Raw genomic sequence first — 12,750 nt, 5'->3', positions numbered from 1 at the left:
AACGAGCACGTGACCAGCCAGGACGACCTGTTCCACCCCGTCATCGAGTTGCCCGAGCCCACCCGACGCGCCCGCTACGACCGCTTGATCGGCCTGGACGAGACGAAGCTGCGCCTGCGCAAGGAAGCCGCGCTCCTCGCGGATCCGCGCCGGCTTCGGTCTTGGGCCGCGCAGTACCACGGTGGCGACGTCGCCGCTCTCGCTCTGTTCGCAGACCGGGCGCCGCTGTTCGTTTTCGCAGGCGACGTCGGCTCCGGCAAGTCCGCGCTGGCCGAATCCTTCGGCTGCGACCTCGCCGACTGGCTCGATCTGCCGGTGTACCTATACCGGCTCAAGCTCGCTACCCGCGGCAGCGGCTTGGTCGGCGAGATGACCTCGCTCATTGGAGACGCCTTTACCCACATGCACACAGTGGGCAAGCGGGCGTCGGGCTCTGGGGGAGCACGCGCAGTGCAGCTTCTTGTCGTCGACGAGGCGGACGCCCTGGTGCAGTCCCGCGAGGCCCAACAGATGCACCATGAGGATCGCGCCGGCGTCGACGCGTTCCTGGCCGGCATCGACGGCTTGACCGGCGCCGCGCTCCCGGTCGTCATCGTGCTGTGCACCAACCGGGTCGGCGCCCTCGACCCGGCCGTCATGCGCCGCGCCGCGGCCACATTCACCTTCACCCGCCCCAGCGACGAGCAACGCCACGCAGTCCTCACTCAGGCTCTCGACGGACTCGGCATCCGACCGGAGACCGTCCGCAAGGTAGTCGTGCTCACCGGCCCTACTGAGGGCCGCCCCGGCTATACCTTCTCCGACCTCACCCAGCGCCTGGTCCCGGCAGCTGTCTTCCGTGCCTTCCCCGAGCGGCCCGTCATGGACGAGGACCTCCTCGCCCTTGCCGAGGAGATGGAGCCCACCCCCATCTTCACCGAGGAGCGCTGATGGCCCACCTCCCCGCCCCCGGCCCCACCAGCGTCCGCACCACCGGTGACTATTACCAATGGCTAGTCGCCTGGGAGGCATGCCTGACCCTCCTCCGAGAGAACGCCGCCCGTTCGCATAACCCTGTGCGCGCCGTCGGCGTCGAGCTTGACGGCGTCGGCAATCTCGACGACGTCGTCATGCTGCGCGATGTTCCTCCGAGCACTTACAAGCAGGTCAAGTACGCGGTCGACAGCGCCACACCGGTCAACGTGGAATACCTGACCAAGCCCAGCAACAGCGGTGGCCCGTCGATTCTCAAGAAGATCGCCAGGACGTGGAAGCAGTTGACCGCAGACGGCGGCAGCGTCGAACTGCACTTGGTCACCAACCGGGCGGCCGATCCTGCTGATGATCTGGTGAAGGTCTGCGATGCCCGCACCGGGCTTCTGATGCCAAAGGCAGGCGTCGGCGGAGACAAGTCGGATCGCGCCAAGGCCCGTGCCCGGTGGGCCGAGGAAGCAGCTCTAACCGAGGCCGAGCTCCTCGACCTGCTGTCGGTTCTGCACTTCGACCTGTCAGTGAACATGGTCAAGTACCAGGAATATCTGCAGCTGTTGATGGCCGTCGCGGGTCTACACAACGACCAGCGGGCGTTGGAGGCGGGAGCCGGATGGGTCGCCAAGATGGTCCGCGATGGCCAGCGCGAGCTCACGCTGGCCATGGTCGAGAGTGCCGTCACCGAGTTGGGCCTGGAGGTCGGCCCCGCTCGGGCCGTCCTGTCGATCGCCACTCTTAAGCCAGACCCGATGGCCCCGGACGCCGACCACGCCATTGATTGGGTTGACCGCTTCGAAAGCGAATCCGAGTACACAAAGCGTCGACCCTTGTCGCCGAATACCTGGGCCCAGCTGCAGGCGGACATTGAGGCCGCGCCCGGGCGCCTCCCCGCCGGTACGACCGCCGTCTCCGTCACGGGCAGCATCCGTCTAGCGCCAGCCTTCCTGGTTGGTACCACCTTCCGCATGGTCACAGGGACCGACCTGGCAGCGCTGCAGCGGGGGAGGGCCGGCAGCGAGCTCTGGTCCACCAACGACCCGTTCGAGACCCCCTTGGCCCCGGAAGTCGCTGAGTACGAGATTGGCCAAGGCGACGAGATCGCTGTCGCCATCGCGGTCGCGACGGAGATCACCAGCGACGTCCTGGAGTACCTGCTCGAGCAGAACCTCCCGGTCGGTAAGCTCATCGTCTTCGCCCCGCCGAGCGGTAAGGCGAATGACGGCTCCGTCCATGGCAGCACCGCCGCCAACGCCTTGGCAGTGGGCATCCGCGATCATCTCCGCCGCTCCACTCGCCGAGTTCAGCGCATGCACCTCTTCCTCGCCTGCCCGATGGGACTTGCTGTTCTACTGGGCAACCGATGGAACCGGCTGTGTCAGACCGTGGTGTACGAGGACATCAAGATCGGTGACGGATACGAAGCGGCATTCACCGTAGAGGCATAGGAGGCTCAAGCCCAAGGGCACCGGACCTTGCCGAGTGCGGGCTCCGACCGCTGGCGATCGGAGCCCGCATGGCCCACCTGCAGCAGTGGGGTCAGGCGGCGGGGGGATCACCAGCCCGGGGCCAAAGCAGCCCGCCGATCTTGTCGGCGGTGTCCTTGAGGACGCGGCTGGTCAGGTGCTGGTAGCGGCGGCGCATCCGGGCCGACTTGCCCGGTTCCCAGCCCATGATTCCGTCCACGACCGCGTCAGAGACGCCGAGGATCAGTAGGACGGTCGCCGCGGTGTGGCGGGCGTCGTGGAGGCGGCCGTCGCGGACTTCTGCCGCTTTCAGCAGGTCCTTCCACTTATGGAAGTCCGTGTTCGGGTTCAGGGGCTCGCCGGTCGGCGAGGTGAAGACGTACCCCTTCTCCGTCCACAGATCGCGTGCGCGCTTCCGCTCGCGATCCTGTTCCTCCTTGTGCAAACGGAGTAGCTCCATCAACTCACCCGGGACACCGATGGGCCGCTGACCGGCGCGTGACTTCACGTTCTTGGTCTCGCGGCGGGTATTGACCTTCTGAGGGCAGAAGCCGGGCTTGCGCCCACAGCGGGGACTGTCCTAAAGATTGCGTATGCCCAGGTGTGACCCGTCTGGCATGAGGTGTGGCCTCTGCCGGGAAGGATCACTGATGGGCATCAAAGACGAGCGCCCGCGCGACAGCGCGAACATCGTACGCACGGGGGCCGAGTTGGCACGACTGACCGAGCTGGACCGGGAACTGGCCGCGCAGTTGGTAGCCCGGGCTCGCAGCGAGGGCCTGAACCTGGTCGGCGAGAACGGGCTGCTCAAGGGGCTGGTGAAGCTGGTCCTGGAGGGGGCGCTGGAGGCCGAGATGAGCGAGCATCTCGGCTACGAGAAGGGAGATTCGGCCGGTGCAGGGTCGGGTAACTCCCGTAACGGGACCTCCCGCAAGACGGTCCTCACCGACGTCGGGCCGGTAGAGCTGGAGGTGCCACGGGACCGGGCCGGCGACTTCACGCCGCAGATCGTGCCCAAACACACCCGCCGGGTCCAGGGCTTCGACGCGGCGATCCTGTCTCTGTACGCCAAGGGGCTCACGACCGGGGAGATCCAGGCCCATCTGTCCGAGATCTACGACATGGAGGTCTCCCGCGACCTCATCTCCCGGGCCACCCACCAGGTCAGTACGGAACTGGAGGCTTGGCGCAACCGGCCGCTGGACCGCGTCTACGCCGTCGTCATGATCGACGCCATCGTCGTGAAGATCAGAGACGGCGCGGTCGCCAACCGGCCCGTATACGCGCGGTCGGGATCAACCTCGAAGGCGAGCGGGATGTGCTGGGCATGTGGGTCGGCAAGGGCGGCGAAGGCGCCAAGACCTGGCTGGCCGAGCTCCGCAACCGCGGCGTCGAAGACGTCCTGATCGCCTGCTGCGACGGGCTGAAAGGGCTGCCGGACTCGATCCAGAACACCTGGCCGCAGGCCGATGTGCAGCTGTGCGTGGTCCACATGGTCCGCGCCAGCCTCAAGTACGCCTCCACCAAGTACTGGGCGCAGATCGCCAAGGAACTCCGCCACGTCTACACCGCCGCCAACGCGGATGCAGCCGAAACCCGCTTCGCCGAATTCGAGGCCGAATGGGGCGACCGCTACCCCGCGCTGATCGGAGTCTGGCGCCGCAACTGGGAACACTTCGTCATGTTCCTGCGCTTCCCGCCCGAGATCCGCAAGATCGTCTACACCACCAATGATCGAGTCCCTCAACGCCCGCTTCCGCCAGGCCACCCGCCGACGCGGACACTTCCCCGACGACGACTCCGCCCTCAAAGTCCTCTACCTCGTCATCCGCGACCGCCAGCCCAACCGCCCCAACGTCACCGGCCGCACCCGCAACTGGAAGGAAGCCATCAACACCCTCGCCGGCTTCTACGGGGACCGCGTCACCGAGAACCAGTAGCAACAGCTACAGCTCAGAACAAGCGTCAACACCAGGGCATACACAAAGAAAAAGACACTCCCGCGCCGCGATACGGGCCAGTGGGCCCTGCCGGGTGGCGCTCAGGACATCGGTGAGACGGCGGGACAGTGCGCGGTACGGGAATGCCTGGAGGAGACCGGCATCGTCGCCGAGATCACCGGTTTCCTGGGCGTCTACACCAACCCGAACCACATCGTCGCCTACACCGACGGCGAAATCCGCCAGCAGTACGAGAACACCTACATCGGCCGCCCCGTCGGAGGCGAGCCCACCATCAACGACGAGGCCGACGGAGTCCGCTTCATCCAGCCGACCGACCTCGACCAGTACGACATCCACCCCAGCATGCGTCAACAGATCGGCGACTACCTCGCCGGCACGTACCCCTACCTGGGCTGAGCCGCCAGCGCCGTCTCCACCCGCTCCACAGCGGCAAGGATCTCCGGCGATGCCCGACGAATGAACCGCCCCACCACGCTGTCCACGCCGTAACGGTCCGTGATCTCCGTCAGCCGGGCCTCGGCGGACGTGCGTTCTCCATCGGGCGTCGTCGTCATGTCGCAGTACACCAAGGCATCCACGAGCCGGTGATCGTCGAGCAACGGAAACTCGGCCTCCAGCGCGCTCCGCAACCCGCGCTCCTCAGCCTCCAGCAACGCCAACGAGTGGTTCGCCACCAACCGCACCAACCGCTCATCCGCACCATGGACGTCACGAAGGAACCGGGCCCCATCCAGCGGATGAAACCCGGTCACGGCCAGCCGCGGAGCGTAGCCCACATCGTGCAGCACAGCGGCAGAAACCAGCAGGTCCGCGTCATCGCCCAGGACCCCCGCCAGTTCGGCCGCGCGCCGGCCGACGCCTTGCGAGTGCGCCCATCGACGAGGAAGCGGATCACTCAGCTCAGCTTCGGCCACCTGACGCGCCCACTTTGACAGTGCTCCGTTCATGGCTTGGACCTTCCCCGGTACAGGGCAGCACATTCCGAAGCGTGCCAAGCAGCCTCGCAGCCTGACGCCCGAGGGCGCGGAGGTTTCGGCAGAACGCTCAAGGCCAACCTGATTCGCAACGTGTCAGCCGATGGGAGGGCGCTAATCGGCCATAGGCAAGCGTTTCCCGGTGAAGCTAGTGCTCCGTGCCACAGGGTGAGGGCTTCACGAGCGGTTCCTCGGGGGAGGTGGCAGATGCCGCTGCTGCGATGGCGTGCTGTGTCGCCCAACGGGATCAGTCCGAATTGCGACGGGGCGCAGGAGCAAGAAGCCGTACCGGGGATACCTGTGGACAGTCGTAGCGGCACGCCACTCGCCTATATCCCCGGGCAATTGCCGGTCCGGGCTGAATACGCGCAGCGGGATCTAGTCCCAGCGACCAACTCGGTGACGCGGGACCTGGCCGGCGCTATGCATGAGCGCGTCAACCGGATAGGACAGGCGGGGGACTGGCTCGGGCGGTGGCAGGACAGGATGCAGGGAAGGGCGCCACGTCCCATCAGAGCCCTGGACGAGTTCACTGGCGAGTTCCTTGCGCAGTGGGCCTTGAAGAACGTGCTCTATGCGCGGAAGCGCCCAGCACCATCCTTCGGGTTCGGGCTGGCACCCGTGCTTACGCACAGCATCGCGGCACGGCGACAGCAACGGCTACGCGGCGCGGCACTGGTGTCAGCGCTGTTCTACCTGGGCGTCCTCCACCCGCGAGGGCTGGCCGCGGTCGCTGTTGCGATGCTGCTTTGGCAGCTAATCGGTGGACGCCGGGGCCAGGCGATCTTGCAGTGGGGATTCCGCTCGCTGGTGTCAACGGCTCTTCTCGCGGCAGCTGTCTTTGTTCTATGGACCCTCGCCAGACCGCGTATCCCGATGCTGCGCGAAGCCGCGACCGACGGGTTGCACGTCGCGCCACACCTGCTGATCGCTGCGACTGCGGTGTATCTGCTGGACCGCTGGGCTTGCCATGCCTACCTGCAGTCGCTGCGTCCTGGCCGTGCAAACATCGCCAAGCGTCCCAATCTTGCCCCGTTCGCAGCCAGGAAGATCGACGAGTGCGCGGTCACTGAACAGTGGCAGACCATTGGGTACCGCAACGAGGGAAGGGCCGACCGCTTCGTCGGCGCCGGTCTCGACGCATGGCGGAGGGGCGCAACCCGAATCCAGCTGGCATCAGCCCGCGTCACCGACGAGGGCAAGGAGCCCTTGAGTGAGGTCGGCGACACCGACCTCGATGGATACCAGAAGTTCGAGGCCGACGAACTGCTTGACAAGGTGCGGGACGAGTTGGAGGACCTGAGTGGGGTTCTCGTAGAGACTCACGCGCTGCCAAATTGCGACGTGGCCGAGTTCCTCGGCATCCCCCAGAACCGATGGAAGAAGCTGAGCCGCGACGTCGATGGCAACGCCAAGGCCGAGTGGCCGGAGGCGACGGAGATGTGTACTGAGGCCCGGGAGGCGCCGACCGGACACTTCTCCCGCAGGTACCTTGCCGCCCAAGTCGTCAGCTGGGATGGCCAGATCGTCGTCACTGTCTTCGCGCATGCCGCGCTGGAGGGAAACACCCTCCACTTTGTCACCCGCCCTCATGTCCTTGCGCCTCTTCTTCCCTCGGTGGATGCAGGGCCCGCCAAGGGATGGGAGCTCGCGAGGAAGGTGGCCGAAGCTCCGCTCCATGCCTGCGGCGACACTGTTGAACTGGCTGTACGGCTCTACAACATCATTGGGCGCGGCCTCGGGCTCCTGAGTGCAGCCGTCACAGCCGCCGCGATCGTGCCGCAGAAGGACGACGGGATGCCAGTGAGTCTGCGGGAGCACTGCAGCCGTGTCACGACCGAGGACATGCATCAGACAGAGGACGTACAACGCTACGTGTCGATCCTGCAGACACGCATGTTCAGCACCGTGGGCGCATTCCTCTCTGACCACGGGCTCGCCATCGGGGAATTTCAGCGTCAGGCCGTCGCCATCACGCAGAACTTCATCAGCGGCGACAACAACCAGGTCAACACCGGGAACTTGGGCGGGAGCATGCACCAGCAAGGCAACTCGCCCGGTCCAACAGACGGAACTGAGAAAGCAGGATAGTCATGCGATTTGGGCGAGGAAGCGACAGCGGCGGCACCCACGTCACCGGTAGCAGTAACCAGGTCAACACGGGCAGGGTCGGCGGCGACATGCGGCAGGTCCACGTCGCGGGCGGAGGGGCCGACGATCCCAGGCTTCTGGCCGCGCAGGCCAGCCTCGCCGAGTTCACGGCGGCACTGGACGCGCACGCAGGGGAGGTGCACAGCATTGACGGTTGCCGGCAGGCCGTCGCCAGGATTGACGAAGAACTGCAAAGCCCCGCCCCGGATGCCCGCCGGCTCACCGAGACCCTGGAAATGCTGAGCCTCGCGATCGGATCGGTAGCGTCCCTGGCCTCGCTCGTCGGGACGCTTAGGAACGCCATCACAGCACTCGTGGGTTGAGCTCCGGATGGCCTGGGCGACGATGTTTGCGTACAGCACCCGGTTAGCGGCTCAGAGAAGAAGCTTGAGCGTCAAGGAAGACCAGCGAGTCCACAACGAGGCAGCTGACGCCATGCTGACTACCCTCTGCGGTGCAAGCAGTCGCCGTCGACATTCGGGGAGTTCACGCGTTCACGCCTCAGTAGCCACGTTGAAGGACTCGCGCTTTGGCTTCCGAAAACTCCTGGTCGGTCAAGTGACCATCAGCGTGTAGTGACGCCAGCTTGGCAAGTTCGTCAGCAATAGACGATGTAGCCAGCTCGTCGCTCGCCGTCGGTTCCCCATCGATTTGGACCTGCGGTTGAGCCCTGCTGAACTTTTGAAGGAACTTGTTGATCGCTTCCTTAATTCGATCATCCATTCCGGACGTCTGTACAAGAAACTGCACCGTGGCAACGGCAAGGCCAGCAGCACCCAAGGCATCCCGGGTCTCCTGTGGCGGCTCGAAGTCGACCTCGCACTGACCGTCCTCTCTAAGGATCTGCGCGAGGACACCGGCCAGCATTGGCGGCCCTTGATATGTGATCCGGAGAGTCCGCCCGGTTCTTCCTGCGTCCATGACACCAATCCTCCCCCTGGACATCTAGTTAGCCAAGGCCCACGTGCCTCGGCCTCAGCTACTTGGCTGCCAACGAGTAGCCTCCGCGCGCGATGTCGAAGGCCGAAGTCCGGGGCGGTCCCCACGGAGCGCCCCGTCGCACCAAGTTGTGCGAACGAATTCAGTTGCTTTCAACTGGTGTTGGTAGGCCGCTTGAGTAGGTAGCCCCAGACAGGATCTAGTGACTCATCATCCAGGCAGCAGGAGTCCGACCAGTGGCGCTGCTCGACAGGGGCAAGGAGTGCCTCGATAGTGCAGGACCACGCTTTGCATAGGGCATGCATGAACGGCCCGTAAAGGCCGCCTGACATGCGCCACCAGAGCTTTTCCCACGTGAGCGTTGAATGGTTGCGCGCGAACTCGTATTCGGTATCACGATTCAGGATATCCGGGAATGCGTCAGCCAGTGGCGGATAAGCTGATCTCTGAGAGAGGACAACCCAGTTGTTAGGGAGCACAACATTTCGTCCGGACAGGTAGTGATAAACCTGCGGAGGTCGGGTTCTGACGGCCACGTTCGGCCCTGAGGCGATGAAGACTTCGTTCCGCTGCGTGGCCCATGCAGCGATGTCTGCCGGGCAGAGCAGACCCTGTGCCGTTATGGCAAAGGCGATGTCGTCAGACAGACACTTGAACGCATTGTGCAACATGCTGGCAAGTTCCAGCTGAACCGCGTCGCCGAAGTGCCCGATATCGCGCAGCTTTTTTTCCTGGGTGCGCAGCCATCGACGAATCTGATCCTGATTGGCGACGAGACCTGCCTTGTCCCGCGAGGCCCGGCTGGGCTGGCCGGCGAGATATCCCGCGAAGGCGTATGTCTGGTCAGCCAGAAAGCCGCTCACTGGGACGATCCCACGAAAGTCGCCTCGCCCTTGGAAATTCAGGTCGGTCCAGAGTGTGGCCAGTCCGATGCGCCGTCCTGATTCGTCCAGTAATTCTGTTGCCCTCTCGACGAAGGCGTCGCGTAATTCGAGGCGCTGCTTCTCTTGACCGACGCGCCAGCTGTCGGTCAGGGATGGGTAGAGGCGATCGAAGACTTCATCTGGTGCTCCCGAGTCCAGTGTGAAGGGATGAATCGTCTCAGGTTCGGCTGCGTCCGGCTCCCAAATGCGGATTGGGACAGTGTTCTCCAGGACCAGCCGTCGGATGAGCTGACCAAGCCTGTCGTCGCTGGTCCTGGTGAGGAGCCCCTGGATGTCGTAGGGATTCGTCTTGAGCATGGCGCGCACAGTTGTGCCCGGCGCGGCGCGGCCGCGTTCGGCCAGTGGCGTGAGTAGCGGCCGCCGAGCTGCACTGTCGAAGGCTAGTCGGCGTGCGTCTGCCACAGAGGCATCGTAGCGACGGGTGATCAGTTCGACGTGGCTGCCGAGCAGGAAGACAGAGAAGAAGCCGATGCCGAACCGGCCCGTGGGCTGGAATCCACCGCTGGCCAGACCAGGGAGCCGACTGCGGATGCGGGTGGAACTCCAGCCGCTAGTTCCGAAGTCGAGCAGTCCACGGACGAGGGTCTCCTCGTCCATGCCGATGCCGTTATCGCAGATCTCCAGGCACCAGGAACCGTCGGTCTCGATGAGACGTACGTCGATACGGCCCTCGGTGAAGTCGGGTTCTACAGCGCGGCGAGCGAGGACGGCGTCTTGGGCATTCTGGATCAGCTCGCGAACGGCCACCTCGGGTTCCTTGCCGTACAGCTGCTCTCCGCCCAGTGTTTCTACCAGAGCAGGGACATCGCTGACCTTGACCGTGGCATCAATGGGCCGCCAGTCCGACACCGGGAACAGTTCAGCGAAGCGCTCGGGGGAATCAACTCCGGCAACTGCGCGAGCCGCGAGTCGGTTGCGGTTGAGGTCGTAGAGGAGGGCATCGACCTTCTTCAACTCCTGGTCGATGCTCCGCAGGTAGTCCAAGGCCAGCCACCAGGCAGTAGCGTCGTGTGGGGGGAATGGGCGCAGCGAGGTGTAAGTGATCCGGTCGCCGTCCAGGTGTGGGCGGCTGATGTGTTCCTGGAACCGCCAGTGTGCACGGGCGATACCTTGCGGCTTACGCAGGGAGAACAGAAACGTTGGGGCGCGGCGGCTGTCGATCTGGGTTGCGTCGGCAAGCCGGAGGATGCAGGCCAGCTTAAGCGGCTCGATGGTCCACTCCGCTGGCTGCCAGGTCAGCGAGCCTTTCGGCTGGCGGAACTGATCGGCAAGCTTGTCCACTGACCACCAGTGACTGGCTGCCAGATCACCGATTAGCGGACCGTACGCTTCGCGGAGTTGAACGTCCTGGATGAGGAAGATCTCGTTGCCCGCACTGGACCGCCACGGCTGATCCACCAGCTGCCGGGCCTGCTCCGCATGCGTTTCGCGGATAGCGGTGGCCTGACACGCTTCGGCGATCTCGGCAGGTGGGGCGTCCAGTTGCTCCTGATCCGGCCAACATCCCTGCCGGTGAAAGTAGGCGACTGACACCAGATCACGCCACCGCTGTTGGCCCAGCGCTTCGGGCACACTCATCCCGTATGCCGCCGCCCCCATCGCGGCGTCGTGCAGCGCGAAGGCACAGCCCAGCACGTATGCCTCAGCCGGATTCAGCCCGACCTGGCTACCACACATGAGACCGGCCGTCTCCCACAGCGCGTCCACGTGGCTGATGTCATGGACCGTGAAGTCGGGCAAACTGCGCGCATTCTCCGCGAGCAGTACAGCCGCATTGTCTCGCAGCGCCAGATACGACGCGCGCAATCGCTCCCGTTGGCTGTGGTGATCGTCCTTGCGCGGACGCACGGCAAGGGTCTCCTGCCACAGGGGTGTGCTGGCGAAGTCGTGCTCGGACACTGGGAACGGTCACCTCATTGCCGGCAGAATAAAGAATCCGGCAAGCACCCACATAGTGATCACCGAGACGGCGATGAACAACAGCACGTAAGTTTCGTACCAACGCGTGAGGTTGCCTGGACGTGGGCGCTTACGAAAGCCCGGCCCGACCATCTCATCGGTGATGTCGCACTCTTCGTTGCGGTAGTCGAGCCAGGCGAAGGCACCCACCACTATCAGCGTGACAGTGAATGCGGCGACCACCGTAGTGAGGGTCAGTAGCCCAATCACTCCACCCCGGGCGGTGGCTGGTGCCACCCCCCAGTTGCGGTACCCAACAAAGAGCGCAAGAGTCGCGCCGACCAGAGTGGTAGCAAGCGTCTGATAGATCGCAAGGAAGCGGTGCGCGTTCTCATTCACTGCATGGATCTGCTGCAGAATGTACCGGTACCGTTCTAGCGCGAACTCGTGTCGCTCGGTCCTTGCTTCTGGCCTCGTCTCATCCGGCGCTGCCATCGCCCCCCACCCGTCTGACCGGCCATCAGCATAGGCCAACAAGGTCGCTGAGCGGCCCGAGTTGCCGAGACACATGTGCCGGACCGGTACGTACCGCAGGACCTCCCCCAACCAAGTTGCGGGCGATCGTGAGCACGTACCCGGAGTGGTGTGGCAGCAAGTGGAGCCTGGGCATCGCCTACTCGGCCCAAGTGCCATCGAGCCTTCGTCATAATGCTCTTGTCTCACCCTGAGCCCCTGGACATTCTGACCTGGCCCTCGTCACCGGGGACCTGGATGCGTGAGCGATGCGTGAGCGGACGTGCTGGCACGACGCGCACGGTTCTGGACTTGCCGGGATGTTTCACGCCTCCGACCAGGCGTTTCTGGAACAGTGCGGAAGCTGACGGAAGTCCCGGCAGGACCCCGCCAGGACTTTTAATCCGCTGGTTGTGGGTTCGAGTCGGGTGCAGCGCCTCGACCGGCTTCGGCCGACCGGGGTGCTACGTCGTTCCCCTGTGGCCCACTGCCTCGGCGCATCTTCGTCAGCACGGGGAACGGCCACGCAGGAAACCATCCCCTTGTGCACAACGGAGTCATGGCCATGCCCCTCCGTGACACAACACGCGGCGCGCATTTAGCGTGGTCCACGGCAGACCTGCTCGGCGGTTGCAGTACTGGTTGCATTCACCCCCGTCCAGACCCGTCCAGACGGAGTAGTCCCGACCACTCCGCCGCAGGTCGAGACACCTACGATCTCCGCCGAACCCCCAGACGAACATTTGGAAAGCGTGTTGGGGGCAACCCCTCACGAGTTCGAATCTCGTATCCTCCGCCATTGCTCTCACCGGGCAATACGTCGAAGGGCCCCGCAGCTTGCTGCGGGGCCCTTCGACGTTGCCTCAGCCCTTGCTGTGCTGGCGCAGGGGTTGGGTCAGGCGGCGGCGAAGAACGCGAGCAGCGCGAGGTTCGC

At 64.7% G+C, this 12,750-nt stretch carries 8 protein-coding genes and 3 pseudogenes; 6 read left to right on the top strand and 5 right to left on the bottom strand.

Annotation, left to right across the window (positions count from 1 at the left end):
* Positions 1–9 precede the first annotated feature (9 nt).
* Both OG230_RS18815 and OG230_RS18810 read left to right on the top strand, forming a co-directional pair.
* The gene (locus OG230_RS18815) at positions 10–930 is read left to right on the top strand and encodes an AAA family ATPase (protein ID WP_328904892.1); all 921 of its coding nucleotides are present in this window, start codon (positions 10–12) and stop codon (positions 928–930) included.
* On the top strand, positions 930–2,414 hold the full coding sequence (locus OG230_RS18810; protein ID WP_328904891.1) for an SAVED domain-containing protein: 1,485 nt from the start codon (positions 930–932) through the stop codon (positions 2,412–2,414). The genes OG230_RS18815 and OG230_RS18810 overlap by 1 nt, the downstream gene beginning before the upstream one ends.
* A 91-nt stretch (positions 2,415–2,505) precedes the next feature.
* Here OG230_RS18810 and OG230_RS18805 read toward each other — a convergent pair.
* Positions 2,506–3,003: pseudogene (locus OG230_RS18805) on the bottom strand (tyrosine-type recombinase/integrase); the annotation flags it as partial.
* 79 nt (positions 3,004–3,082) lie between these two features.
* Here OG230_RS18805 and OG230_RS18800 point away from each other — a divergent pair.
* Together OG230_RS18800 and OG230_RS18795 are read left to right on the top strand one after the other, a co-directional pair.
* A pseudogene (locus tag OG230_RS18800) lies at positions 3,083–4,372 on the top strand (IS256 family transposase).
* 63 nt (positions 4,373–4,435) lie between these two features.
* Positions 4,436–4,792 (top strand): annotated as a pseudogene (locus OG230_RS18795) (NUDIX hydrolase); the annotation flags it as partial.
* Here OG230_RS18795 and OG230_RS18790 read toward each other — a convergent pair.
* Positions 4,780–5,343, bottom strand: coding sequence for an HD domain-containing protein (locus OG230_RS18790; RefSeq protein WP_328904890.1), 564 nt, complete (start codon positions 5,341–5,343; stop codon positions 4,780–4,782). The pseudogene OG230_RS18795 and the gene OG230_RS18790 sit on opposite strands and share 13 nt — an antisense overlap.
* Positions 5,344–5,577: 234 nt before the next feature.
* Here OG230_RS18790 and OG230_RS18785 point away from each other — a divergent pair, with 234 nt between their 5' ends.
* On the top strand, positions 5,578–7,461 hold the full coding sequence (locus tag OG230_RS18785; protein ID WP_328904889.1) for a hypothetical protein: 1,884 nt from the start codon (positions 5,578–5,580) through the stop codon (positions 7,459–7,461).
* Between the two features lie 2 nt (positions 7,462–7,463).
* Positions 7,464–7,844 carry a DUF5955 family protein gene (locus OG230_RS18780; RefSeq protein WP_328904888.1) on the top strand — a complete coding sequence of 127 codons (381 nt, stop codon included), beginning with the start codon at positions 7,464–7,466 and terminating at the stop codon, positions 7,842–7,844.
* 178 nt (positions 7,845–8,022) lie between these two features.
* Here the strand turns inward: OG230_RS18780 and OG230_RS18775 are convergent, their stop codons facing one another.
* From OG230_RS18775 to OG230_RS18765, 3 genes are all read right to left on the bottom strand, one after another.
* Positions 8,023–8,442 (bottom strand): SHOCT domain-containing protein, encoded by a 420-nt coding sequence (locus OG230_RS18775; protein WP_328904887.1) that lies wholly within the window; start codon positions 8,440–8,442, stop codon positions 8,023–8,025.
* A gap of 170 nt (positions 8,443–8,612) precedes the next feature.
* On the bottom strand, positions 8,613–11,303 hold the full coding sequence (locus OG230_RS18770; RefSeq protein ID WP_328904886.1) for an HD domain-containing protein: 2,691 nt from the start codon (positions 11,301–11,303) through the stop codon (positions 8,613–8,615).
* A 9-nt stretch (positions 11,304–11,312) separates the two neighbouring features.
* A complete protein-coding gene (locus tag OG230_RS18765) occupies positions 11,313–11,798 on the bottom strand; it encodes a hypothetical protein (protein WP_328904885.1) in 486 nt (161 codons plus the stop codon).
* Positions 11,799–12,750 lie beyond the last annotated feature (952 nt).

It is taken from the genome of Streptomyces sp. NBC_00234, from assembly GCF_036195325.1.
GTDB lineage: Bacteria > Actinomycetota > Actinomycetes > Streptomycetales > Streptomycetaceae > Streptomyces.
Note: the sequence above shows the minus strand (reverse complement) of the source record. Positions and strands in the feature narration are given on the sequence as shown.